The 25832-nt window shown below is 59.6% G+C and carries 17 protein-coding genes; all 17 read left to right on the top strand.

Annotated elements, in window-relative coordinates; all coding sequences use genetic code 11:
- Positions 1 to 143 precede the first annotated feature (143 nt).
- Entirely contained in the window at positions 144 to 2624 is a 2481-nt protein-coding gene (gene pgaA / locus K5K89_RS01665; protein WP_222540739.1) for a poly-beta-1,6 N-acetyl-D-glucosamine export porin PgaA, read from the top strand.
- Between the two features lie 12 nt (positions 2625 to 2636).
- Positions 2637 to 4634, top strand: coding sequence for a poly-beta-1,6-N-acetyl-D-glucosamine N-deacetylase PgaB (gene pgaB / locus K5K89_RS01670; RefSeq protein WP_071489606.1), 1998 nt, complete (start codon positions 2637 to 2639; stop codon positions 4632 to 4634).
- A gap of 2 nt (positions 4635 to 4636) precedes the next feature.
- Entirely contained in the window at positions 4637 to 5977 is a 1341-nt protein-coding gene (pgaC, locus tag K5K89_RS01675; RefSeq protein ID WP_071489607.1) for a poly-beta-1,6-N-acetyl-D-glucosamine synthase, read from the top strand.
- A 2-nt stretch (positions 5978 to 5979) separates the two neighbouring features.
- On the top strand, positions 5980 to 6462 hold the full coding sequence (gene pgaD / locus K5K89_RS01680; protein ID WP_071489608.1) for a poly-beta-1,6-N-acetyl-D-glucosamine biosynthesis protein PgaD: 483 nt from the start codon (positions 5980 to 5982) through the stop codon (positions 6460 to 6462).
- A gap of 368 nt (positions 6463 to 6830) precedes the next feature.
- A complete protein-coding gene (locus tag K5K89_RS01685; RefSeq protein ID WP_222540740.1) occupies positions 6831 to 8552 on the top strand; it encodes a ShlB/FhaC/HecB family hemolysin secretion/activation protein in 1722 nt (573 codons plus the stop codon).
- A gap of 30 nt (positions 8553 to 8582) precedes the next feature.
- On the top strand, positions 8583 to 17162 hold the full coding sequence (locus K5K89_RS01690) for a hemagglutinin repeat-containing protein (protein WP_222540741.1): 8580 nt from the start codon (positions 8583 to 8585) through the stop codon (positions 17160 to 17162).
- Between the two features lie 6 nt (positions 17163 to 17168).
- Entirely contained in the window at positions 17169 to 17627 is a 459-nt protein-coding gene (locus K5K89_RS01695) for an SMI1/KNR4 family protein (protein WP_222540742.1), read from the top strand.
- Between the two features lie 599 nt (positions 17628 to 18226).
- The gene (locus tag K5K89_RS01700; protein WP_071488113.1) at positions 18227 to 18442 is read left to right on the top strand and encodes an HNH endonuclease; all 216 of its coding nucleotides are present in this window, start codon (positions 18227 to 18229) and stop codon (positions 18440 to 18442) included.
- Positions 18439 to 18921: a DUF6985 domain-containing protein gene (locus K5K89_RS01705; protein WP_222540743.1), complete on the top strand. Its 483-nt coding sequence runs from the start codon at positions 18439 to 18441 to the stop codon at positions 18919 to 18921. Before K5K89_RS01700 ends, K5K89_RS01705 begins: the two co-directional genes overlap by 4 nt.
- A gap of 341 nt (positions 18922 to 19262) precedes the next feature.
- The gene (locus K5K89_RS01710; protein WP_170856112.1) at positions 19263 to 19655 is read left to right on the top strand and encodes a DUF2846 domain-containing protein; all 393 of its coding nucleotides are present in this window, start codon (positions 19263 to 19265) and stop codon (positions 19653 to 19655) included.
- 79 nt (positions 19656 to 19734) lie between these two features.
- Complete coding sequence (locus K5K89_RS01715) at positions 19735 to 20430, top strand: hypothetical protein (protein WP_222540744.1); 696 nt, start codon at positions 19735 to 19737, stop codon at positions 20428 to 20430.
- Between the two features lie 58 nt (positions 20431 to 20488).
- Positions 20489 to 21370, top strand: a complete 882-nt coding sequence (locus K5K89_RS01720; protein ID WP_222540745.1) for a tetratricopeptide repeat protein — start codon at positions 20489 to 20491, stop codon at positions 21368 to 21370.
- A 292-nt stretch (positions 21371 to 21662) separates the two neighbouring features.
- Entirely contained in the window at positions 21663 to 22244 is a 582-nt protein-coding gene (locus K5K89_RS01725) for a hypothetical protein (protein WP_071493217.1), read from the top strand.
- Positions 22245 to 22284: 40 nt separating this feature from the next.
- A complete protein-coding gene (locus K5K89_RS01730) occupies positions 22285 to 22965 on the top strand; it encodes a CsgG/HfaB family protein (protein WP_071489756.1) in 681 nt (226 codons plus the stop codon).
- A 29-nt stretch (positions 22966 to 22994) separates the two neighbouring features.
- A complete protein-coding gene (locus K5K89_RS01735) occupies positions 22995 to 23357 on the top strand; it encodes a DUF4810 domain-containing protein (protein WP_025855472.1) in 363 nt (120 codons plus the stop codon).
- Entirely contained in the window at positions 23354 to 24004 is a 651-nt protein-coding gene (locus K5K89_RS01740; RefSeq protein ID WP_058426354.1) for a DUF799 domain-containing protein, read from the top strand. The genes K5K89_RS01735 and K5K89_RS01740 overlap by 4 nt, the downstream gene beginning before the upstream one ends.
- Before the next feature lie 185 nt (positions 24005 to 24189).
- Positions 24190 to 25812, top strand: coding sequence for a vWA domain-containing protein (locus K5K89_RS01745; protein WP_222540746.1), 1623 nt, complete (start codon positions 24190 to 24192; stop codon positions 25810 to 25812).
- The last annotated feature ends 20 nt before the right edge of the window (positions 25813 to 25832 follow it).

Genomic DNA, 25832 nt, shown 5'->3' on the forward strand with positions numbered 1-25832 from the left:
TTATGACTTGTCCTTTTCCATCCACGCGTCGGGGATAGTTCCTACAGGAAAGCTAGGTCGGGTCACGAGACGCCGACACCCTGATGCAAACCGCTCAGGACCACCTATCGTTACAGCTTTCCGTGTGTAAGGAAGCTCACGATATGCTGCGAACACTCCCACTCAGTGCCTCAGGCCGGTTGCGGCTGCTCATCGGGGTAACCTTGTGCAGCCAGTTGCTGATGCCCACTTTCGCCTTGGCCGACCCGGCCTATGACGCCCTGATCATCCAGGCGCGCAACGGCAACTTCACCCCCGCCCTGACTCAATTGCGCCAATTGCCAGCCGAGCGCCAGACGCCAGGCCAGATCAGCGACCACCTGGTGATCGCCGGTTGGGCCGGCCAGGATGCCGAGGTGCTGAAGGTTTACGAGGCCCAGGGGCAGAATCGCAACCTGACCGCCCAGGCGCTGGCCACGGTTGCGCGCACGTATCGTAACCAGAAGCAGTGGGCGCAGGCCGAAGCGGTCTATCGCAAGGCGCTGCTGCGTGAGCCGAATAACATTGACCTGCAATTGGGCCTGGCCCTCACCGAGGCTGACGGTGGCAAAGCCAACGCAGCGGTGCAACGCACACGCGCACTGGTGGCTGCCAAGCCCGACGATCCCAACCGCCGGATGGCGCTGGGCTACGCGCTGACCCGTGCAGGCTTGCACTACGACGCGCTGTTTGAATTCGACCAGGCCTTTATCCGCGCCGGCGACAAGCCTGAGGTCGCCCGCGAATACGTGGTTGCCCTGCAAAAGGCCCGTCTGCCGCAGCCGGCGTTGCGTCTCTCGGCCCAGCGTCCGGGGCTTGTCGACCCCGTGACCCAGCGTCGCCTCGAAGGTGACCTGGCCGCCGAGCGTGTGCGCATCGCCGAGTTCGCAACGCGTACCGAGAAAGAACGCTATGTCATCGCCGACCGTGCGCTGCAGGACTACGACAGGCTCCTTGCCCGCTGGACCCCTGACGCCACCGCCCATGACGACGTGGTGATCTGGCGCATCGACCGCCTGGGCGCGCTCAAGGCACGGGCACGTACCGCAGAGGTGATCCGCGAATACGAGACCCTCCAGGCCGAAGGTGTGCGCTTGCCCACCTATGCCAAGCGTTGGGTGGCCGCGTCCTACCTCGATCAGCGTCTGCCGGAAAAGGCCGCGCCGTTGTACCGCGAGGCGCTGGATGCTCCCGATGCGGACGTGGGCGACCGTGTAGAAGACACCACCGCGCTGTTCTACGCCTTGCTCGAAAACGACCAGGTGGATGAAGCGCGTGCGGTCGCCAAGCACTTGGCCGACACCCAGAAACCCCGGGTTGAGCTCAAGGGACTGCCGATCGGCAACCCGAACGATGAGTGGATGGACGCCCAACAATTGTCCGCACAGGCCGGCACCTATGGCGCCGACCTGCCGTCCAGCGAAAAGGCCCTGGAGGAGTTGGTGGGCAAGGCCCCTGGCAGCATCGGCCTGCGTCTGGCGCAAGCGGAAATGTACCGCGCCCGCGATTGGCCTAGACGCGCTGAAAGCTCGCTGAAGGAAACCGAAGCGCAGAGCCCGCGCGACATCGGCCTGGAAATGTCCCAGGGCTTCACCGCGCTGGACCTGCAGGAATGGCGTCAACTCGACATCCTCACCGACGACGTGGTCGCCCGCAACCCGGACAACCGCCAGGTGCAGCGCCTGCAACGCCTGCGCGAAGTGCATGACATGGCCGAGCTGCGGGTCGAGGCCTACACCGGGAAAAGCTTCGGCGGCGGTAACAACGGCGATGCCGGTGCCGTCTCGGGCAGCCGTGACTGGGGCATTGAAAGCCGCCTCTACACGCCACCCATCGACGAAGACTGGCGCCTGTTCGCCGGTGCCGGCTATGCCCGCGCCACGTTCGAAGAGGGCACCGGGCAGCATCGTTGGCAGGTGGTTGGCGTAGAGCGGCGCACACGCGACATGACCATTGAGGCCGAGGTCTCCAACCATTCCTACGGCGATGGCTCAAAACAAGGCGCCGCCGTGTCGATCGCCCGCGACATCAACGACAACTGGCAATACGGCGGCAGCCTGGGTTACCTGCTATCCACCACGCCACTGCGCGCATTGAATGACGGGATCACGGCCAACGGCGGCAGCGGTTTCATCCGCTGGCGCGCCAACGAAAGCCGTGAATGGAAACTGACCCTCAGCCCTTCCCATTTCAGCGACGGCAACGACCGCTTCGAAGCCTTGCTCAGTGGCCGCGAAGGCCTCTACAGCTCGCCGAAAGTGCAGGTGGACCTGGGCCTGGAAGTCGGCGCCAGCCGCAACAGCAAGGAAGACACGATCTACTTCAACCCGAAGTCGGACTTCACCGTGTTGCCCGTCCTCAACATCAACCACGTGCTCTATCACCGCTACGAGACCCAGTGGAGTCAGCAGTTCCAGGTCGGTGCGGGTACCTACAGCCAGCGGGACTATTCCACCGGTGGCATCGGTCTGGTGGGCTACGGCCAACGCTTTCGCTGGAACGATGTACTGGAAGCCGGCGCCAACCTGAGCCTGGTCAGCCGACCATACGACGGTGATCGCGAACGCGATCTGCGTCTGCTCGTCGACCTCACTTACCGTTTCTAGAAGAGCCTGACCATGACCGTCTTCAGCCGTTGCCTGTTGATCCTGGGTGTAATGCTGGCCAGTGCCTGCGCCCAGCAACCCGCACCTTTCACCCCACCCGCCGAGCGGCCGACACCGGCCAACGAAGCGCCGTGGCCGAAAAACCATTTCCTGGGCATTGCCTACCACGATGTCGAGGATCGCGACCCCGATCAGGCAGTGGTGGCGGTGCGCACCGAACGTTTGATCGAGCAGTTGGCCTGGCTGCGCGAGAACGGCTACCAGGCGGTCAGCGTCGACCAGATCCTGGCGGCGCGCAACGGTGGGCCGGCGTTGCCGCCCAAAGCCATCATGCTCAGCTTCGATGACGGCTACTCCAGTTTCTACACCCGGGTGATGCCGGTGCTGCGCGCCTATCGCTGGCCGGCGCTGCTGGCGCCAGTGGGCTACTGGATCGATACGCCGATGAACCAGCCGGTGGACTTCGCCGGCCAGCCACGGCCGCGTGGGGAGTTCCTGACCTGGCAGCAGATTCGCGAAGTGTCGCAGTCGGGCCTGGTGGAAATTGCCGCGCATACCGACAACAACCATAAAGGCATCCTGGCCAACCCCCAGGGCAACCTGGAGCCGGCGGCAACCTCGCTGCGCTTTGATCCGGCGACGGGCCGCTATGAAAGCCAGGCGCAGTTCGATGCGCGCATGCGTGCCGACGTCGTAGCCATCTCCAACAAGATCCAGAACGTCACCGGCAAGAAACCGCGCGTCTGGGTATGGCCTTACGGTGCTGCCAAGGGCACCTCGCTGGCGATCATTGGCGAGCAGGGCTACCAGATGGCCCTGACCCTGGAAGATGGTCTCGACAGCTCTGCCGACTTGATGAACAGCCCGCGCTTCCTGGTGGCGTCCGACCCGGATGGCGAGCACTTCGCCAACAGCATTGTCGCGGCGCAAGCCAAGGCACCGCTGCGCGTGTTGCACGTGGACCTGGATAACGTCTACGACCCGGACCCGGCCCAACAGGCACGCAACCTCGACCAGCTTGTACAGCGGGTGGTGGACATGGGCGCGGGCACCGTGTTCCTGCAAGCCTTCGCCGATCCCAAGGGCGACGGCCTGGTGCATGAACTGTACTTCCCCAACCGTCATCTGCCGGTACGTGCCGACCTGTTCAACCGTGTCTCCTGGCAGTTGCACACCCGGGCTCATGCTGCTGTGTACGCGTGGATGCCGGTGCTCAGCTTTGCCCTCGACCCCAAGCTGCCACGGGTGACGCGCTGGGACCCGAAAACCGGCCAGGTCGGCCTCGACCCGGACCAATACAAGCGTCTGTCGCCGTTTGATCCGCAGGTGCGCAAGATCATTGGTGAAATCTACGAAGACCTGGCACGCAACAATGCCATCGACGGCGTGCTGTACCACGACGATGCGGTGTTCAACGATTTCGAAGATGCCAGCCCTGCCGCGCTCAAGGCCTATGTCGCCGCCGGCTTGCCGGGCACGATTCAGGCCTTGCGTGCCGACCCTGCGGTGATGCAACGCTGGACGCGCTTCAAGAGCCGCTACCTGATCGACTTCACCAAGGAGCTGACCGCCAAGGTCCGCGCCATCGGAGGGCCGCAGTTGCTGACGGCGCGCAATATCTTCGCCGAGCCGATGCTCAACCCAGGCAGCGAAGCCTGGTTCGCACAGAACCTCGATGACTTCCTCCAGACCTACGACTGGACCGCGCCCATGGCCATGCCGCTGATGGAAGGCCAGGAATACAAAACCTCCAACGCCTGGCTGGAAAAGCTGGTGGCGACGGTCAAGGCACGCCCTGGCGCGCTGGAGCGCACCGTATTCGAACTGCAAGCCAAAGACTGGCGCACCAAGGCCGCACCGGATATCGACAGTCAACAGATGGCTGAGTGGATGGGTGTGCTCAAGCGCCAGGGTGTCACGAGTTTTGGCTACTACCCGGACAACTTCCTGGAAAACTCCCCGGACCTGAAGACTGTGCGTCCGGCCCTTTCCAACCAATGGAACCCTTGACCATGTTCGATAGAATCCTGGCTTTATTCGTGCTGGCATTGGTATTGGGTGTGCCCCTGGGCCTGATCTTCCTGGTCACCGGGCAGTTCCTGATGGACTTTGTGTTCTTCTACCCGCTGTTCATGTCGGCGTTGTGGATCGCGGGCGGCCTGTACTTCTGGCTGCACTGGGAGCGCCATTGGCCATGGAAAGAAGACACTCCGGCACCAACCCTGGCTGGCAACCCGCTGATCTCGATCATCATCCCTTGCTACAACGAGGGCGATAACGCGGCCGACACCATCCATGCGGCGTTGGGCCAGTTGTACCCGAACATTGAAGTGATCGCGGTCAATGACGGCTCCAAGGACAACACCGCCGCAGTGCTCGACGCCCTGGCATTGGAGCATCCACGCCTAAGGGTGCTGCACCTGGCGCAGAACCAGGGCAAGGCCGTGGCCCTGCGCATGGGCGCCGTGGCGGCGCGCAGTGAATACCTGGTGTGCATCGATGGCGACGCGTTGCTCGACAAAAACGCTGCCGCCTACATGGTCGCGCCGATGCTCGACAACCCGCGCCTGGGTGCGGTCACCGGCAACCCACGCATCCGCACGCGTTCGACGCTGATCGGTCGAGTGCAAGTCGGCGAGTTCTCTTCGATCATCGGCTTGATCAAGCGTACGCAACGGGTGTTCGGCCGGATCTTCACGGTGTCGGGTGTGGTGGTAGCGTTCCGTAAAAAGGCGCTGGACCGCATCGACTACTGGAGCACCGACATGATCACCGAGGACATCGATGTCAGTTGGAAGCTGCAGCTCGATCACTGGAGCATCTTCTACGAGCCTCGCGCCCTGTGCTGGATCCTGATGCCGGAAACCGTCGGCGGCCTGTGGAAGCAGCGCCTGCGTTGGGCCCAGGGCGGTGCCGAAGTGCTGTTCAAGAACATCCGTGGCATCTGGCAATGGCGCCATCGCTACCTGTGGCCGCTGTTGTTTGAGTACTGCCTCTCCACCGGTTGGGCGTTTACCTTCCTGCTGTCGGTGATCTTCTACGTACTCGGCAAATTCATGGTGCTGCCACCGGCCATTACCGTGGACTCGCTGGTACCGCCGGCGTTTACCGGGCTGGTATTGGCGATGGTGTGCCTGGTGCAGTTCGCGGTGAGCATCATGATCGACCGCCGCTACGAAAAAGACCTGTGGAAAACCCTGTTCTGGACGGTGTGGTACCCGATGGTGTTCTGGCTGGTGAGCCTGTTTACCACCCTGGTCAGTTTCCCCAAGGTGCTGTTCAACCAGCATCGCAAGCGTGCGCGCTGGGTCAGCCCCGATCGCGGCATCAAACCCATTGAAGAGGAGGCGTGATCATGAAACTGGTCAGAACCCGCCAACGTTTGGTGATGTGGATCATTGATGTGCTGTTGACCCTGATGGCCTGGGCCGGGTTGATCTGGCTGCTGGCGCGGGGGATCACTTCGATGCTGGAAACCCACGGTGGGCCGCGCATCGAGGCACCGATTTTTGCTGCGCTCAATACCCTGCAGGTGTACCTGTGGATTGCATTGTTCAATGCCGTGATCCTGGTCACTTGGGCGCGCTACCAGCAACGCAAGGGGCGCAAGTTTGCCCAGCGCCGTGCCGAGGGCAACGCCCTCAGCGATAAGCGCCTGAGCGAGAGCTTCAGCCTCGGTGAAGGGGACCTGGAGCAGTTGCGCCGACCCGGGGTGTTGGTCATCCAGAATGACGACGAGGGCGGTGTGGCGGGTGTGAAGTCCCATGTCTCCCGCGATGTAGAAAAGCCGGGGCTGACCCTGGTGCCCGGCAAGGACCAGAACAAAGACGCCAGCTGAGCCAGTGCGCTGCAAGGTCGTTCCCATTGCAACGTGGGAACGACTTCGGTTAATCCCGACATATGGGATCCAATTCACAAAACACCCGCGAACTTTTCTGCTTTTCCCGGTACTAACCTATCTCGGCAGGAACTTGATGGCCAATTAATGGCAATTTCTAAGTTCTCCGATGAATCGTGATCAATAGTGCTGCCGCTGGTCGGAATAATACTTCCGATGACAGCCCGCTCATCTGATTGATTATTTTTAGTTGTTATTAATCAAATGCTTGCGTGAATAACTAGTACGAATGTGAAACTAGCTCGGTCTTTTGAGTTGGTGAAAGTTCGATGTTAGTTTGCCGGCCCTTGATTTTCGACGGATCGAACATGTCTTTATTATTGCCACGGACTCGGTACTTTCTGTGCACTTTCCTGCTCGCTTATTTGAGCCTGAACAGTGCCATGGCCGCCCCTACGCCAGGGGACCAGGACCTGATCCGCGACCGCCAGAACCGTCTTCTGGAAGAGCAGCGTCGGCGCCTGGAAGAACTCCAGGACCTGCCTGGCAAAGAAGCAAAGCCCCAGGCCCCGGCCACGCCGGTCGACACCCGCTGCTTCCCGATCAAAGATATCGAACTCAAGGGCGCCGACAGCCTGTCCGGCGCCGACCGCACGCGTCTGCTCAAACCCTACATCGGCCAATGCCTGGGCGTGGCGCAGCTCAATGAGCTGCTCAAGGTGATCACCGACTACTACATCGCCAAGGGCCGCGTCACCAGCCGTGCCTACCTGCCGCAACAGGACCTTTCCAGTGGCCACCTGCAGGTGCTGGTGGTGGAAGGCAAACTCGAAGGCTTGAAAGGCGCGCAGGGTAGCACCGTCACCGACCGCGAACTGGCCATGGCGTTTCCTGGCAAGGTCGGCGAGGCGCTGAACCTGCGGGAGGTCGAGCAACTGGTCGACCAGCTCAGCCGCTTGCCGTCCAGGCAGGCGCAGATGGAATTGACCCCCGGCAGCCAGATCGGCGGCAGTGAAGTGCTGGTCAAGAACACCCCGCAAAAGCCCTGGCGCGCCAGCCTGTCGCGTAACAACGACGGGCAGAAAAGCACCGGCGAACAGCAATGGGGCGCAGGCCTGGAATGGGACAGCCCCCTGGGCCTGGCCGATCAACTGATCCTGCGCGGTGGTCACGACGCCGTCAGCGACCACCAGAAAACCTCGAAAAACAGCATGCTGTATTACAACGTGCCGTGGGGCTGGTGGAACTTCAGTTACACCTACAGCGAGAGCGACTACCGCACGCCGGGCGACCTTGACGGCTACAAGTACAAGCAGACAGGCGACAGCCAGAACCACCAGTTGCGTGCCGAGCGCGTGGTGCATCGCGATGACGTGAGCAAGACCTCGGTCAATGTCGGCCTGACCCATCTACGCACCAACAACTACTTCAACGACGAGCGCCTGGACGTCAGCAGCAACCGCCTCAGCGAGTTCCAGGTGGGCATCAACCATGGACGCCGTATCGGCAGCGCCTTCGTCAACCTGGATGTCGGCATGCAGAACGGCACCGGTGCCTTTGACGCCCAGAAGGATGACCAGGAACGTATCCGCGGCAACCTCACCCCAACCCCGCGCTACCGTAAATACACCGCCACGTTGAGCTACCTGCAACCTTTCACGCTGTGGGGCGAATCGTTGAGTTTTTCCAGCCTGGCCACCGGGCAGCGCAGTGAAGACGTGTTGTACCCGGCGCAACGCATGAGCCTCGGCGGCTCGTACTCGGTGCGTGGGTTCAAGGACCAGCAACTGACCGGCGACAGCGGTGGCTACTGGCGCAACGAAGTGCGCTGGGCCCGCCCGGTGACCCTCGACTGGATGCGCCCGGCCTTTGCCGAATACGGTGCCAGCGTCGGCTATGACCAGGGCGTGATTCGCCACGATCGCTACAACGATGAGCAGCACGGCAGGGTGTCGAGTAACTCCCTCGAGCTGTTCGCCCGCGGCAAAAACGTCAGCACCAGCGTGACCTTTGCCCACTCCCTGGAGCGACCTGGCGTGATGACCGAGCGCGAAGCGCCGATCTATTTCCGCCTGGATTTCTACCTGTAATTCAACGCCCGCTGCTTTGAGATTTTGAATATGGACGTTCGCCCTGTTACTGCCCTGAAAACCCTGAGCCAACGCGGCCTGGCCTTGATCCTGGCCAACGCGCTGTTCTGGCAGCCATTGCTGGCGAGCGCCGAAGGCATCGTGGTCAGTGGCCCCGGTACCACGGTTGGCCAGGCGGGCAACGGCGTGCCGGTGGTGAACATCGCCACCCCTAATGGCAGCGGCCTGTCCCACAACCAGTTCAAGGACTACAACGTCGGCCCCAACGGCGTGATCCTCAACAACGCCAACGGCATTGTGCAAAGCACGCAACTGGGCGGGATCATTGTCGGCAACCCGAACCTCAAGGGCGGCGCGGCGAATGTCATCCTCAACGAAGTCAAAGGCGGCAGCCCCAGCCAATTGCGCGGCTACACCGAAGTGGCGGGCCAGTCGGCCAAGGTGATCGTCGCCAACCCTTACGGCATCAGCTGCAACGGTTGCGGCTTCATCAACACCCCCAACGTCACCCTGACCACCGGTAAACCGGTGATCGATCAGGCGGGGCAACTGAAAAGCTATCAGGTCGACGGCGGCGCCGTGACCATCGACGGCAAAGGCCTGAACGCGAGCAACGTCGACCGTTTCGAGATCATCACCCGTTCGGCCAAGATCAATGCGCAGATCAACGCAAAACAACTCACGGTGATCGCCGGGCGCAATGACGTCGATGCCCAAAGCCTGAAAACCACCGCCCGTGCCGATGACGGCAGTGCCAAGCCGGAGCTGGCGATTGACTCGTCGGCCTTGGGCGGCATGTACGCCGGCGCGATCAAGCTGGTGGGCACCGAAGCCGGTGTGGGCGTGAAGCTCGACGGTACGCTGGCCGCCAGTGGCGGCGACATTCAACTCGATGCCAACGGCCACCTGAGCATGGCCCAGGCGGCCGCCAGCGGTGCGGTGGACATCAAGGCCGCCAGCCTGGAGACCAAGGGCGCGGTCTACGCCGGCACCACCCTCAAGGCACAGACCAAGGGCACCCTGAAAAACAGCAAGACCCTCGCCGCGCGCGACAGCATCACCCTGGCCAGCAACGGCCAATTGACCAATAGCGGCATCATCGAAGCCGGGGTCAACGCCGACAACACGCGTAATGCCGGTGGCGATGTCAGCCTCGACAGCCAGCGCATCACCAACACCGGCACCGTGATCGCCAATCGCAGCCTCACCGCTACTGCGCAAAGTCTGGATAACCAGGGCGCGACCTTGAGCGCCAAGCAGGCGCTGAACATCACCGCCGCCAGTGTCGACAACCGCAACAAAGGTCGCCTGCTCAGCGACGGCGCACAGACCCTCACCGTCAGCGGCCTGCTGGACAATAGCCAGGGCGGCATCATCGACAGCAGCGGCGCGTTCACCCTCAACGGCAATAGCCTGGATAACAGCGCCGGTAGCCTGACCGGCGGCGGGGCGATCACCCTGGATCTGATCGGCGACCTGATCAACCGCAGCGGCAAGCTGGCCAGCGCCGGGCCGTTGCTGATCCAGCGCGCCGCGCACATCGATAACCAGGGTGGCAAGCTCGCCAGCCAGGGTTTGCTGACCGTGTTCGCCAACAGCGTCGACAACCAGAACAACGGCACCCTGGCCGCCAACGATGGCCTGGTCCTGACCACCAGCGGCCTGTTGCAGAACAGCGGCAATGGCCTGATCCACAGTGAAAACGCTGGCGTGACCATCACCGCCGGCACCCTCGACAACAACGGTGGCCGCATTGCCGCCAAAGCCGGTGATGCGCAGATCGACGCCACGGATTTCAACAACGGCAGCGGTGCGCTGTTCGCCCGGGATCGTGTGCACCTGACCGGTATGAATGTGGATAACGGCGGCGAGATCGCCGGCAACCGCATCGACGTTGGCCTCAATGGCGCACTGACCAACCGTGGCCTGATCGAAAGCGCCACGGCCCTCGATGTCGAGACCGCCAGCCTGAACAACAGCGGGCAAATGCGCGCCTTGGGCACCAGCGGCAAAACCCGCTACGCCATCGGCGGCCTGCTCAACAACAGTGGTAGCCTGGAGACCGCCAACGATCAATTGAGCCTCGCCGCCACCCGCTTCCAGAACACCGGCGGCAAGGTGTTGCACGTGGGCGCCGGCGTGCTTGACCTCAGTGGCATCAGCCTCGACGAAGTCGGCGGCAGCCTGGTGACCAACGGCGACCTGACCCTCGATAAAGCCAACTGGACCAATAGCACCGCGATCCAGGCCGGGCGCCTGACCGTCAATGTCGGGACCCTGAACCAGACCGCCACCGGCAAGCTGCTCGGCACCCGCGCCCTGGTTGGCAGCGGCCAGGACTGGACCGTGGGCGGCAGCGTCGCCAGCCAGGGCAGCCTGGATCTTTCGGTGGGCAACCTGCTCAACGACCACGGTTTGATCTTCAGCGGCGGCGACCTGAACCTCAAGGTCGACCGCCTGAAAAACCTCGGCGCCACGATCTACGCCATGGGCAACCTGCGCGTCGACCGCGACGGCCATGGTGGCCTGGCCACCAGCATCATCAACAGCTCGGGCACCCTCGAAAGCGAGCGCAACCTGATCCTGGCCGCCAGCACGATCCAGAACATCCGCACTGTGCTCAACACCGAGTCCGGCATCTACAGCGCCTCCATCACGCCCACCGCCTGCATCTTTGGCGTGACCGGTGGCGACTGCGACGGCCCCAAGCAGAACCGCCCGTTCCTGATTACCCAGCGTGATCACTTCATCGTCACCCAGGCCACGGCAGCGTCCAGCATCACCTCGGGCGGCAACATGCTGCTCACCGGCGGCGAGCTGCTCAACAGCAGCAGTAGCATTGCCGCCGGTGGCGGTATGACCGTGCGCGTCGACCAACTGACCAACATTGGTTTGGTAACCCACGACACTCAGTACGATCGCGTCTTCACTTCCGAGCGCGAGCGTAAGCCGGGGGGCTGGTACCGCGAGGCTGCGGCCTTCACCCAGCGCTATTCGGCGGGCCAGGACATGGGCGGCGTCGAAGCGGGCCTGGCCTCGTTCATCGGTAAGATGGAGAGCGAGCAGATCGCCCTGCGCAAGACCACCCAGTTAAGCGCGCCAGACCAAAGTTACGCCGCCGTGATCCAAGCCGGCGGCAGCGTGGATGTGAAGGCTCAGGCCGGCATCGACAACAGCGTCGTGCGCGGTGGCTACACCTACGTCGGCAGCGGTGCCAACACCCATGCGCCGGGCTACTCGACCCTGGTCAGCCTCAACCCGCAACTGCCGCCGGATGTTGCCCAGCAACAGGTCAACCCACTGGGCCTGCCCGGCTTCGACCTGCCCGCTGGCGAGAACGGCCTGTTTCACCTCAGCGACAGCGATGGCGCCAAAGGCCTGCCCACCAGCCAGTTCGCGGCCAACCCGCATAAGTACCTGATCGAAACCAACCCGCTGCTCACCGACATGCGCCAGTTCATGAGCTCGGACTACATGCTGAGCAAGCTCGGCTACGACCCCGACACCGCGCAAAAACGCCTCGGCGATGGCTTCTACGAACAGCGCCTGATCCAGCAAGCCGTGCTCGCTCGCACCGGCCAGCGTTTCATCGATGGCCAGACCAGCGATGCCGACCTGTTCAAGCACCTGATGGACAACGCCATCAGCAGCAAAAGCGCGCTGAATTTGTCCGTAGGCGTAAGCCTCACCGCCGAACAAGTCGCCGCCCTGACCCACGACATCGTGTGGCTGGAAAACGCCACTGTCGCCGGCCAACAAGTGCTGGTGCCGGTGCTGTACCTGGCCCAGGCCGGCAACCGCCTGGCGCCCAACGGCGCATTGATTTCCGGCACTGACGTCAACCTGATCACCGGCCGTAACCTCAACAACGCCGGCACCTTGCGTGCCACCGGTAGCCTGTTGGCGAACGCTGGCGGCAACCTCACCAACAGTGGGTTGATGGAAGCCGGTGGCCGCCTCGACCTGCTCAGCGGCAACAACCTGACCAACCGTGCAGGCGGTGTGATCAGCGCGGGCAACGTCAACCTCGCCGCCGGCGCCGACCTGCTCAACGAACGCAGCGTCACCACCCACGCAAGCGCCAGCAGCTACCGCACCGAACGCAGCGACTTCGTCGACAGCGCCGCGCGCATCGAATCGGCCAACGATTTGACCCTGCAAGCCGGGGGCAATTTCAACAGCGTCGGCGGCGTGCTCAAGAGTGGTGCCGACACAACGGTCAAGGCCGTGGGCGACGTCAACATCACCGCTTCAAAAAGCCTCGACAGCGGCGCCATCGGCAACCGTTCCAGCTTCACCACCATCGCCCAGCAAGGCTCCGTGGTCGACGCTGGCCGCGACCTGCATGTGATTGGCGGACGTGATATCAGCGCCGTGGCCAGCCAGGTCGAGGCCAAGCGCGACGTCAACCTGATTGCCACCCGCGACTTCAACGCCGTTGCGGCGGCCAACGAGCAGCACTCCACAGGCAACACAAAAAAGGTCAAGAGCATCGAAGACCACGTGCAGCAAGTGTCCAGCGTGATCAAGGCCGGCGGCGACGCCACCCTGAGCGCCGGGCAGAACCTGCAACTGGTCGCCAGCCAGGTGAATGCCGGCAACGAGGCGTACCTGGTGTCCGGTAAGAACCTTGAGCTCAAAGCCGCGCAAGACCAGGACTACAGCTTCTACAGCAAGACCAAGAAAACCTCCCAGGGCAAGAAATTCCGCCTGGATGAAACCGATGCCGTGAACAACGTCGGCAGCCTGGTCAGCGCTGGCAAAAACAGCACCGTCGTCGCGGGTGCAGACCTGCTGCTGGCCGGCAGTGCCGTCACTGCTGAAAAAGGTGCCACCCAACTGGTGGCCGGCCAGGACGTGAACATCCTCGCCGTCAGCAACGCCGACAGCGCCCGCCACGAACGCAAGGAAAGCAAAAGCAGCTGGGGCGGCCTGAAGTCGAGCAAAGTCCAGGACAAAGTCGACGAAAAACGCACCACCGCCCTGGGCAGCATGGTCTCCGGCGAAACCGTCACCGTCGCCGCCAAGCGCGACGCCACGGTCACCGGTTCCAACCTGGTCAGCACCGGCGACCTCGCCGTCCAGGCCGGCCGCGACCTGACCGTCGACGCGGCGCAAAACACCTTCGCCCGCACCGACATGCACAAGGAAAAAAATCGCGACCTCACCGGCGTGTTGACCGGCAACAAGCTTGGTCTGGATGACATGACCGGCAACCAGAAGCTGTACATCAACAGCTCCAAGCACAACGGCACCGCCAATGAAATGACCTTGACCGGCAGCACTATTGGTTCGAGTGCGGGCAATGTGTCGTTGACGGCAGGGCGTGAGTTGAAGGTGGTGGCCAGTGATCTGGTGAGCACCATGAACATGGAGTTGAGTGGTGCCAATGTCACCGTCACCTCGGGTGTGGAGACTGCCAGTCAGACCAGTAAGGACAGCTCCAAGAGCTTGGCCGTTGGGCGCGTGATCGCGGGCTCGGTGGTGGACACCGCCACCAGCATGCGCGATGCCGTCAAAGCGGCCCGTAGTGCTGATGACCCACGCCTCAAGGCAGTCAAAATCGCCCAGGCAGCCCTCGCCGCCTACAACCTGAACGGCCAGGCTTCGGACGCCAATGCGCAAAGCTCCGGCTTCAAAAACAAAACCGGCGGCACGCCCGGCAACGGTTCGCTGATCAAGATCGGCACCGAACTGGCCAATAACCGCAGCAAAAACAGCAGCGAATTCAACAGCGTCACCGCCAAGCAGAGCACGCTCAACGCAGGGCAAGACTTGTCGATCGTTGCCACGGGCGCAGCGGCGGGTACTCAGGGTGATATCCAGATCACTGGCAGCAGCTTGAAAGCCGCCAACACCTTGTTGTTAGCCAAAAACGATGTGTTGATGCAAAGCGCACAAAACACCACCGACCGCAAAAACGAAGGGTCGAAAAATAAAACCGCTATTGGCGCCAGCTTCAATATTGGCGAGCAAAACGGCTTCACCCTCGACCTCGGAGCGCAGGGTGCCAAGAACAATGGCAACGGTAACTCCGTCACTCAGGTCAATAGCACCCTCGATACGGGCAGCCTGTTGTTACAAAGCGGTGGCGATACCACCCTCAAAGGCGCCCAGGTTCGTGCGGACCGTATCAAGGCAGATATTGGCGGCAACCTTAATATCATCTCCCTACAGGACACCGAGTCGTCGCGCAGCAAACAAAGCAGCGCAGGCTTCGGCGCCAGTATCTGCGTCCCTCCGTTCTGCTACGGCTCTACCGTAGCGGGCTCGGCGAACCTTGCCGCCGCCAATATGAACAGCGACTACAAGGGCGTGACCGACCAGAGCGGTTTGTATGCGGGCACGGGCGGCTACGACATCAATGTCGGCAAGAACACCACCCTGCAAGGTGCGGTGATTGCCAGTGAAGCGTCGGCTGATAAGAACCGGCTCAGCACTGACCGCCTGATCGTCAGCGACATCAAGAATGTCAGCGAAATCAAAAGTCAGTCTGCCGGTATTTCGGTGTCGTCCAGCAGCACCAGCGGTGCCTCGATGGGCGGTAGCATCCCGATAGCGCTCAAGGAAAAAGACCATAGCTACACCCGTAGCGCGGTCAGCGAAGGCACGATTGTGGTTCGCAGTGCTGAAAGCGCCAATGACCTGGTGGGGCTAAATCGCGATACCGCCAATGCCAATCAGAAACTCGACCGGCCTGATGAAAAGGCCATGCAAGAGCGTATTGACCTGATCCAAAGCTCGGCGCAGTTGGCCAGTGGGGTGATTAGTGCGGTAGGCAGGGCGAAGGCCGATGAGGCCAAGAAGCTTGGGCAGGCGGCGAAGGAACAAGCAGACGCAGGCGCGCCTGGTGCTGCTGATACCGCCCGTGCCGCTGATCTGGCTTATTCGGAAGCCAAGCGTTGGCAGTTCGGCGGCGACAAGAAAATGATGGCCGATATCGCGACGGGACTGATCGCCGCGGGCCTTGGTGGCGCGCCCGTTGGTACGACAGTCGGTATCGTTGCCAATACGGCTTCCAGCGAGATCTTCAAGCGCGTGGGTGATTACGCCGAGGCGCAATCCCTCAACCCGAAATCGGACGCGGCCACTCGAGCCGCATGGGCTGAAGGTGGAGCAGCACGTGTCATGTTGCACGCGTTGGCAGGGGCGGCCATTGGGTTGTCCAGCGGCAACGTACAGAGTGGCGCGTTGGGGGCCGGTGCTTCTGCTGCGTTGATGCCCTCGATTGCAAAGGCGCTTGAGAACAGCAAATTATCTGAGGCCAGTCAGGACAACATAGCAGCGTTGGTTGCGACCGGTATCGGCGCTGGAGCAGGCGCCGGGAATGGCACCGGCGGCGCTGCTGTCGGTAGCGGGACCGGTTACGGCGTCGAAGTATTCAATCGACAGCTTCACCTGACCCAAGAGGTGCCGCTACTCAAGAAGAAAGCTGAAGAGTTAGAGAAAACCAGGCTCAAGCCGAAATCGGATGCCTCGTGGGAAGACTTGCTGCGTATGGCAGCAGGATCAAAGGTTGATGCCGTCGAAAACGCCCGTTTAGACGCACTGGAAAAGAACTGGGGCAACGACCCGACGCGGGATTGGTTGGATCGTGATTTGGTGATTGCCAGAGGCGCGATTCAAGAATTGGCTGATCAGAAAATTCCATTAACGTGGAAAGACGGTACCCCAATTATTGCCAATGGCTCTGCGGTGTATGCGTTCAATTCGACCAAAGAGCAGTTTGTAGACACAAGCCTGTTTAATGGTCTGGGCAAAGGCCTTTATGGCGAATTGCCCTTGGCTGACAAATGGGCTCAGTACGGTCGGGAGCAGGCAGATGCTCATGCGACGGAAATCATTAACGTCTCGACCAACGACTTGGCTTCAAAAGACGCGATGTCGAGGCTGTTGGTACTCGCCAGGAAATCGGCTGAACCGGTCACGGCGTTGGATGAGGCGGCCCTTTCGCTCACAGGTGTAGGTCTGGGAGCGAGGATTTCAGAGGTCGTGGCCGCTACCTTTGCGAAAAGGAAATTGGCGACGGAGGCGTCAGGTGAGGTTTTTGTCCTTGGGGCAAACGGTGCAAAAGTGCCAGGTTCTGCTGATACGGGCACGATGGCGGGTAGAAATGTCGCACTTACCACGCCTAAAGCTGATGGTTTTTGGAATAAAACAACAGTTCTAGATAGGACTGTTTATCAACGTAACGACCTCTTTGACCCAGAGGCCGTATCGACCTGGAGAGTACGAGGTAAAACTGTTCAAGGCTCAAACCTTGAGAGGATGGCCTCGGGTCGAGCACCAATTGGGTATGATGGGAAATCAGTTGAGTTACATCATCTCTCGCAAACTGAGGTTAATGGATTCGCTGGTACTCGTGGTTCACTTGCAGAAGTTGGTTCTGTTTTCCATAGCCAGAATAGCAGTGTTCTTCATGTCCCATCCAATGCCGCTCAAAGCTTTAGGTATACTCGTTACAAAGACTCTGCAGAATACAGAAATCCTACGACTGATTATGTTTCAGTTCCTACGGATTTGAATGCAAAAACATTGACAAAGCAGGCTAAAGAGTTTAATTCTTATCAGTCGGATTATTGGAAGTTGCGGGCTCGGAGCGGGGAGTAATTGGGCGTGGATTATTCGAGAATAATTAATCTTATTAAAGAGTCGGATTTTGTTGAGTTTGCTGATTATGGTGACGGGATTGCTGATGAGTGGATTTATAAAGCTGAAGCTCGCCTTGGGTTGAAGTTGCCTGATAGCTATAAATGGTGGCTGAAGTTTTATTCTGGCGGGGAAATATCTGGGGAGGAGATTTATAGTATCTACGAAATGGAATTTGATAGTGTAAGGGGGGGTGATATCGTTTATATGTCAATCGTTAACGGTCGAAATGGGTTGTGTGGGAAGGAGAGGCTATTTATCTGTGAACCGCCGGGTGCAGGGGAATCATTTTATTTTGCCACAGACGATGGTCTTAATGATGGGGAATATCCTGTTTATAGGCTTGATCTTTCTGATCAAACTTCTAGTTTGTATGCGAAAAACTTTATCGGTTTCTTAGAAAAAAGAATAATGCCTTTTAGTTGAATAATAATTCTGCGTTTAAAAAGGGGGAAATAGGGGTCAGGCCACGATTAGTGCACTTATGTATATTGCTGATCTGACCCCTGTTTCCCCTATTTCCCCCGAGTAAATGCACAGCTGGAACCTTCTGCACTTATAACGCCTCATGATTGTTATAAGGAATTGGGAAAAGATAGTGGTCAGACCACGGTTTTGCGCTTTTTAGAGTTCAGCAGAATTGCTCTTTTAAAATATGATTTATTTTTTGTAATTATTCGATTTTGTTGGCCTAGTGATGGGCGGCTAAGCTGTAAGCTCTTATTCATTTGGGGGTTTATATGGCTCGCCGTCCTAGAGTTATACTGCCGGATATCCCGTTGCACATTATTCAGCGGGGAAACAACCGGTCTGCGGGGAAATAGGGGGCAGACCACGATTAGTGCACCAATGTATATTGGTGGTCTGACCCCTATTTTTAATGGAGTCGAAGCGCAGCGTATGGCTAATTATTTACAGGCGCGTGAGGAGCAAGGTTTGCTTAAATACGAAACTGGGCGGCGTTGAAATTAAAACGGAATAGGGGTCAGACCCTGAGGGATGCTAATTTTCCCGCGTCTAACAAAATGTTGGCGAGTCAACTGGGTATTAAAGAAGCTGATGTGGCTCGGTTTATTAGAGAAGAGAAATATACGTGGCATGAGGTTGAAGATATGCGAACACTGCAGTTGGTGCCCTCGTTTATCCATACTGGCAAGGTCGGTTCGATGGATTTTGGTTTGAAATATGGCCATCTTGGCGGAATCGCTGAGAAAAGTTTGCTAGAGGCGCTTAAGAAATGACAGTTATATCAGATAGAGATTTTGGTGAGCTGCATTTTGACGAGGCTTGGACAGGATTGTGTGAAGTGTTTATTTTTGGACGTTTGTGTGAGGTTGAACTCATTGTCCAAACTTTTGATGGTGATTCTATCTCTGATATTCAGAGACTTGCGTTTCGAGAGTTTAGTTCAAATAAAGCTGTCGTCTCTTTGGCCGTAGAAAAGGCTATCTTTAGCTATTACATATGTAGATCTGAGGAATACCGAGAGAGCTTTGATGCTGATGAGGTTGATATCAAAGCCCCTAACGCCCATGCAGTTGATCATATGCGGGACTTGGTCACTCTGAAGTGTATTAAAGTATTGTCTCCCTTTGACGCGGGAATGCGTCAAATTGGTTTTATTTTTGATGCGAATTTTGATCCGCAGCTTGGCTTGGGGGTTCTAGTCACTGATGGTTCTGTGGAGACCGTTGATACTCAGGATATCTTACTAGGTTGATAAAAAAAGGAAAAATAGGGGTCAGTCAAAAAAAGGGGACAGTCTCATTTAATAATTACTTGCCGATCAGGAGAAAATCCGGGCCAGACCACATTTTGTACAAAACCGCACACGGGATCACAGTGATGGCACAATGCCTCATGTAACGCCACCCACTGCCGACACACTGGCGATGGCCAAACGCATCAGGAAAAGGTGAACCGGCCGTCGCCGGCGTTTTCGAAACCGCTCCACCGCTACCCACAAGGAAGAAATACATGATCAAGTTGTTCTGCAAAGCCGCTGTTGCTCTGTCGCTGGCCACGCTGTTTGGCTGCTCCTCGACGCCGTCGGTGGAGAAGATGCAGGCCGATGTGGCGAACTATTCGTTGCCTAAGGCTGCTGTCGCCGATAAAGGCTTGGTGTATGTGGTGCGTCCGAGCAACGTGGGGATGATGGTTCGCTTCAACGTGTTCCTGGATGACAAGGAAGCCGACTCGGAGATGGGTTACAACCGCGGTAACCAGTACATCTATTTTTTCGTGACACCGGGCAAGCACGTGATCAGCTCCAAGGCTGAAAACTGGGCGGACATGCCGATTGATGTCAAGGCGGGTCAGGTGGTTTATCTCAAGCAGGAAGTCGACATGGGCTTCGCCATCGCACGCAACAGCCTTAAAGTGCTGAGCGACCTCGAAGGCCGTTACCTGGTCAAGGATGCGTCCCTGGGCACCGTGGCAAAAGAAAGCAAGTGAGTTAAACCGTTGAAGCCTGCCGGGCTCCAGGTCCGGCAGGCCGTCATTTTTCACCCTGCGCAAACGTTCAAGGACTGATGTGAAAAACCTCCTCTTCATCCTCTTTACCGCCCTTATCCTCGGCGGCTGCGTCAGCCACCCCCTTACGCCCGAACACCGCGCCCAGATCAAGACGGTCAAGGTGCTGCCGGTAAAGTGGGAGTCGCAACAGATGGTCTACATGGGCCGTGAGCAAGCCTGGGGCGCAGCATTGGGCGCCGGGCTTGGCGCGGGCGTTGGCATGGCCAGCGGTGCATCCAGGTTGGGCACGGCGGCGTTGAGCGGCGCCGGGTTTGCAGGCGGTATGAAACTTGGACAGTTGGCCGAGATGCCGACGCCGGTAGCGATCCTTACGGTGATGGACGCTGAAAAAATCGATTTGGGCATGTTGCTCAAACAGGGCTTTATCGATGCGTTGGGCAAGACCTCAACCCTCAAAGTGGTGGGTGACGACGAACCCGCCGATGCGCAGATCCAACTGACCGTGGCCGAGTGGGGCTTTCGCCTGACCCAAGGGTTCAGCAGTGTGGTGTACCCCACCCTCAATGTGCTGGCGCAGATGAATCGCGGCGATGAAATGGTCTGGCGCACCAGCGAGGCAGTCACGCCGTTCAATGGCCAGAACGTCTACGGCTACACGCCGCTCACCTATCGCACCGACCCCGAGGCGTTGCGCCGCGCGCTCACGGGGATTACGCAGATCTCCAGTGGGTATTTGGTCAAAGAGCTCAAATAAGCCGGCGCGTGCGTTAATGCTGGGCTGCCCCTGTTTCCCGACTCCACGGACGCATCACATGAAAAAGGCAATGGTTCTACTGGCAGTCACGGGCCTCGTCACCGGGTGTCAAGCTGCCAGGCCACCAAGCTCCTTTGAACAGAGTCTGGCCAACGTTCAGTGCATGCTGTCCGAGGGCGAGAAAAGCCCCACAGCCGATCAGGCTCAGTTCATTCGTCAAGCCAGCGATAACGGCAACGTGCGCTGTAAGACTGCGCTCGGTGGTTTGTACGAATCCGGTCGTGGCGGCCTGCCACAAGATTTTGTCAAGGCCAGATCGCTTTATGAGTCCGTCGCCGCCGTGGATGGCGTCGGTTACGAGAGGCTGGCGCGCATGGCCGAGGAGGGCCACGGGCAAGTGCGCAACGATGTGGAGGCGCGACGGCTTTATCAGTTGGCGCTGACCAACAGCGACAGCGATAAAAGCAAACTCGCCTTGGCCCGATTGATGGAAGAGGGGCGCGGTGGTCCGCAGGATTTGTTCGGGGCCATGATGTATTACGTGGAGGCCAGCCAGCATGCCGGCGATGTCGCGTGGAAAGGCCTTCAGCGCGTTCGCGCGCAACGTCCGGTGCTGACGCCTGAACAGGTACAGCGCTACAACGAGGTCTGGGCTGACACCAGTCGCAAGAGCCTCAATCGTACGGCACTGGACATCGAGATTGCCTTGAACAAGCAAATCAAACGCGGCAGCGCGAGCAAGCCGGTGACGCTGCAAGTGCAAGGCCAGTCGGGTTCGAATGTGCCGAAAATCCTATTGATCGAAAGTTCGGGCAACGCCGAGGTAGACCAGGCCGTCGTCACTGCATTCGGTCAATATCGCTTTCCTGCCGAGCCGCTATTGCAGGCAGGCCAGGACTCCTGGTCGTCCGAGCGGTCTCTCAAGGTCGGTTTGAAGTGAAGTGCTGGAGCCCTGATGCCATGGGCCGTTCACATTCAACGCAGACACAAACACCTTGAATCTGGAGCAACACCGTATGGATGCAAGCAACACCCCTGAGCGCCCGACCGTCCTGGCCAGCATCGGTCGTCGCCTGGCTGCACGGGGCATCGACTGTGCCATCGCAGTACTGATCTTTTTCATCGTGAAGTTCAGCGCCGCTCGAGCTGTAAAACAGCTTGAGAACGCCTTTCAACTCCGTAAAATGCCGCCACTGTTCAAAACACGATACTTTTCAGGGACGAATTCATACATGCGCGTGTTTGCCGTATTTCTCGCGGCCTGCCTCATGGCGGGCTGTGCCTCCAAGCCGGATTACTACATCTCCCCGGCGCCGGTGACCATTCCCAAGACCGCTACTTACTGGCTCGACACCTTCGACGTCGAGGTGGTCGGCAAGAACGAACGCTTCCTGCCGGATGACAAAGTGCGCCAGCAACTCGGGGTTGATCTGGTCGACCGCCTGCTCAAGGCCAAGCGCTACGCCACCAGCAAGGCTTCCGCCGATTACCTGCTCGATGTGAAAGTCGTCTACAAACGGCTCATCCAGGATACGCACGGCGCGCTCGTCAGCACGATCATCGAAGACAACAAGTACTTGGTCTCGGTTGATTTCAGCTATGAGGTCAAGGTCAAGAAAGGCGATACCGAAGTCCTGCATTTTGCGCAAACGCGCGAACGCCTCATGCCGAGTATGGGGCCGGGACAATGGCAACACTGGAAGACCGTTGGCGGTATTTTGACCCGCAGCGGCAACTCAAATGTCGAGGGGTTTTATACCGGTAATTTGAGCAGTTTCATCGCCACCGATCTCCGTAACATTCCATCCCGTTAGTTTCATCCGCTTTAACCGATTTATCACCCAGGAGCACCCTGTGAACACACTGTCCAAAATCCTGCTGTCCGGCTTCACCGCCGCAGCGCTGCTGACCGTGGCCGGTTGCGCCACGGAGAGCAACCGCGCGATGCCGGTGGAGCAAGTCGCCAGCGCCAACGTCGCTTATTCCGGCGTGCGCGTGCCGATTGCCGTGGGCAAGTTCGACAACCGTTCCAGCTACATGCGCGGCATCTTCTCCGACGGCGTCGACCGCCTCGGCGGCCAGGCCAAGACCATCCTGATCACCCACCTGCAGCAGACCAACCGCTTCAGCGTGCTGGACCGCGACAACATGGGCGAAATCTCCCAGGAAGCCGCGATCAAAGGCACCGTGCAGAAGCTCAAGGGCGCTGACTACGTGGTGACCGGCGACGTGACCGAGTTCGGCCGCAAGGAAACCGGCGACCGCCAGCTGTTCGGCATTCTCGGCCGTGGCAAGACCCAAGTGGCCTACGCCAAAGTCGCGTTGAATATCGTCAACATCAGCACTTCCGAAGTGGTGTATTCCACCCAGGGCGCCGGTGAGTACGCGCTGTCCAACCGTGAAGTGGTCGGCTTCGGCGGCACCGCCAGCTACGACTCCACCCTCAATGGCAAGGTCCTCGACCTGGCCATGCGCGAAGCCATCAACCGCCTCGTCGACGGCATCAATGCCGGCGCCTGGAACCCGCGCAACTGATCAGCAGCACCTCAAGGAGCAGTACAAGGATGAGCAAGGCAGTCAAGTTGGCGCTGATGCTGACAGCAGTGGCGACGGTCGCCGGGTGCCAAACCGCGCCCCAGCCGTTGTATCAATGGGAAAGTTATCAGCCGCAGGTTTACGAATACTTCAAGGGTGAGCCAAAGGAGGCGCAGGTCGAGGCACTGGAGCGCGATCTGCAGAAGATCAACGCCAGCGGCCGCAAGGCCCCGCCGGGTTATCACGCCCACCTGGGCATGCTGTACCTGAGCATGGGCAAGGATGACCAGATGGTGCAGGAGTTCCGCACCGAGAAGGCGCTGTTCCCTGAATCCGCCTCGTACATGGACTTTCTGCTGAAAAACGCCAAGACCGGAGTCGCCACTAAATGAGCCTGTTGAAACTTACGGGCGCCTTGCTGGCCCTGGCCCTGCTCGGCGGTTGCGCAGCCCCCAAGACCATTGATTACACGGCGTACAAGCAGGCACGACCGAAGTCGATCCTGGTACTGCCGCCGCTCAATGAATCGCCGGAAGTGCAGGCTTCCTACAGCCTGGTCTCGCAAGTGACCTACCCGTTGGCGGAAGCCGGCTACTACGTGCTGCCGATTGCCCTGGTGGACGAAACTTTCCGCCAGAACGGCCTCACCACCGCCAACGACATCCAGGCCCTGCCACCGACCAAGCTGCATGACATCTTCGGCGCGGACGCCGCGCTGTACATCACCGTCACCGAGTACGGCACCAAGTACATGCTGATCTCCAGCGACACCGCCGTGACGGCTTCGGCCAAACTGGTGGACCTGCGCACCGGCACCACGCTGTGGACCGGCTCGGCGCGAGCGTCCAGCGAAGAGGGCAACAACAACAGCGGCGGCCTCGTCGGCATGCTGATCACGGCGGCGGTCAAGCAGGTGATCAACAGCTCCACCGATGCGGCGCACCCGATTGCCGGTATCACCAGTGCGCGCCTGCTGTCACCGGGGCAACGTGCGGGGATCCTGTACGGTCCGCGTAACCCCAAATACGGCACGGACTGAGTTCATGTGGGAGGGGGCTTGCCCCCGATAGCGGTAGATCAGTCAGTCCATGTTTGACTGACCCACCCCATCGGGGGCAAGCCCCCTCCCACAGTTGGACTGTTATTTGAATCAGGGTTAACCCGAACATTCCACACCTCGCGTCTGACCTTGTGAACGGATCATTCATTCACGAGGTTCAGCCCATGTCCCACCCTCTGTTTTTCCTGCGTCCTGCCGCCCAAGGCTTTGCCGTTACCATGGTGGTGGCGTTGGCCGGTTGTGGGCTGTCCTCATCCCCTGAGTTGGCCAAGCCGGCCGAGCCCGTCGCCGAGCTGCAAAGCGCGTCACCCCAGGGTGCTTTGGTCAAACGCATGGCAATGCCTGCACCGATGCATATGCAGGAGTCAGCCGTGATGGACTACCGCAGCGAACCCCGTGAACAATACGCAAATCTGCCGGACAACCCGGTGCATCGCGTGGCCGAGACGCCGGTGTCCACCTTCAGCGTCGACGTCGATACCGGCAGCTACGCCAACGTCAGGCGTTTCCTCAACCAAGGCAGCCTACCGCCCGAAGGCGCTGTGCGACTGGAGGAGATGGTCAACTATTTCCCCTACCACTACGCGCTGCCCACCGACGGCTCACCTTTTGGCGTGACCACCGAAGTCGCTGCCACGCCGTGGAACCCGCATACCCAGTTGCTGCGCATCGGCATCAAGGCGTCCGACCGTGCCGTGGCGCAATTGGCACCGGCCAACCTGGTGTTCCTGGTGGATGTGTCCGGCTCCATGGACCGCCGCGAAGGCTTGCCGCTGGTGAAGAGCACGCTGAAGTTGCTGGTGGATCAATTGCGCGACCAGGACCGCGTTTCGCTGGTGGTCTACGCCGGTGAATCCCGTGTGGTGCTCAAGCCCACCTCCGGGCGCGACAAGGTCAAGATCCGCAACGCCATCGATCAACTCACCGCCGGTGGCTCCACGGCGGGCGCTTCCGGCATCGAACTGGCCTACCAGATGGCCCGCGAAGGCTTTATCGACAAGGGCATCAACCGCATCCTGCTGGCGACCGACGGTGACTTCAACGTGGGCATCAGTGATTTCGACAGCCTCAAACAGATGGCGGTAGAGCAGCGCAAAAGCGGCGTGTCCCTTACTACCCTGGGCTTCGGTGTGGATAACTACAACGAACACCTGATGGAACAACTGGCCGATGCCGGCGACGGCAATTACGCCTACATCGACAACCTGCGCGAAGCGCGCAAAGTGCTGGTGGACCAACTCAGCTCGACCCTGGCGGTGGTGGCGCGCGATGTGAAGTTGCAGGTGGAATTCAACCCGGCGCAGGTCAGTGAATATCGCCTGCTGGGCTATGAAAACCGCGCCTTGAAACGTGAGGATTTCAATAACGACAAAGTCGACGCCGGTGAAATTGGCGCAGGGCATACGGTCACGGCACTGTACGAAATTGTGCCGAAAGGCGAGAAGGGGTGGTTGGAACCTTTGCGCTATGCCACTGCGCCTGTGACCGGGGATCGATCCGCTGAACTGGCGATGCTGCGGGTGCGCTACAAACCTGCTGCGGGCGGTGCCAGCCAACTGATCGAAAGGCCCATCAGCCAAGAGCCCACCAAGACCAGCGATGACCTGCGCTTTGCGGCGGCAGTGGCGGCCTTTGCCCAACAGCTCAAGGGTGATGGCCGCTACACTGGCAGCATGAGCCTGCAGGACACCGCTGCACTGGCCCGCTCGGCCCGAGGCGATGATCCGTTCGGCCTGCGCAATGAATTCGTGCAACTGGTGGAACTGGCCCAAAGCCTGAAACCCTGATCACAGCCATGACAACAATC

It is taken from the genome of Pseudomonas sp. DR208 (genome assembly GCF_019823005.1).
GTDB lineage: Bacteria > Pseudomonadota > Gammaproteobacteria > Pseudomonadales > Pseudomonadaceae > Aquipseudomonas > Aquipseudomonas extremorientalis.

Excerpts from the sequence above, each read along its gene's own strand:
- pgaA (WP_222540739.1), top strand. The coding sequence starts at position 144 with ATGCTGCGAACACTCCCACTCAGTGCCTCAGGCCGGTTGCGGCTGCTC.
- pgaB (WP_071489606.1), top strand. The coding sequence starts at position 2,637 with ATGACCGTCTTCAGCCGTTGCCTGTTGATCCTGGGTGTAATGCTGGCC.
- pgaC (WP_071489607.1), top strand. The coding sequence starts at position 4,637 with ATGTTCGATAGAATCCTGGCTTTATTCGTGCTGGCATTGGTATTGGGT.
- pgaD (WP_071489608.1), top strand. The coding sequence starts at position 5,980 with ATGAAACTGGTCAGAACCCGCCAACGTTTGGTGATGTGGATCATTGAT.
- K5K89_RS01685 (WP_222540740.1), top strand. The coding sequence starts at position 6,831 with ATGTCTTTATTATTGCCACGGACTCGGTACTTTCTGTGCACTTTCCTG.
- K5K89_RS01690 (WP_222540741.1), top strand. The coding sequence starts at position 8,583 with ATGGACGTTCGCCCTGTTACTGCCCTGAAAACCCTGAGCCAACGCGGC.
- K5K89_RS01700 (WP_071488113.1), top strand. The coding sequence starts at position 18,227 with ATGTTGGCGAGTCAACTGGGTATTAAAGAAGCTGATGTGGCTCGGTTT.
- K5K89_RS01705 (WP_222540743.1), top strand. The coding sequence starts at position 18,439 with ATGACAGTTATATCAGATAGAGATTTTGGTGAGCTGCATTTTGACGAG.
- K5K89_RS01710 (WP_170856112.1), top strand. The coding sequence starts at position 19,263 with ATGCAGGCCGATGTGGCGAACTATTCGTTGCCTAAGGCTGCTGTCGCC.
- K5K89_RS01720 (WP_222540745.1), top strand. The coding sequence starts at position 20,489 with ATGAAAAAGGCAATGGTTCTACTGGCAGTCACGGGCCTCGTCACCGGG.
- K5K89_RS01725 (WP_071493217.1), top strand. The coding sequence starts at position 21,663 with ATGCGCGTGTTTGCCGTATTTCTCGCGGCCTGCCTCATGGCGGGCTGT.
- K5K89_RS01735 (WP_025855472.1), top strand. The coding sequence starts at position 22,995 with ATGAGCAAGGCAGTCAAGTTGGCGCTGATGCTGACAGCAGTGGCGACG.
- K5K89_RS01740 (WP_058426354.1), top strand. The coding sequence starts at position 23,354 with ATGAGCCTGTTGAAACTTACGGGCGCCTTGCTGGCCCTGGCCCTGCTC.
- K5K89_RS01745 (WP_222540746.1), top strand. The coding sequence starts at position 24,190 with ATGTCCCACCCTCTGTTTTTCCTGCGTCCTGCCGCCCAAGGCTTTGCC.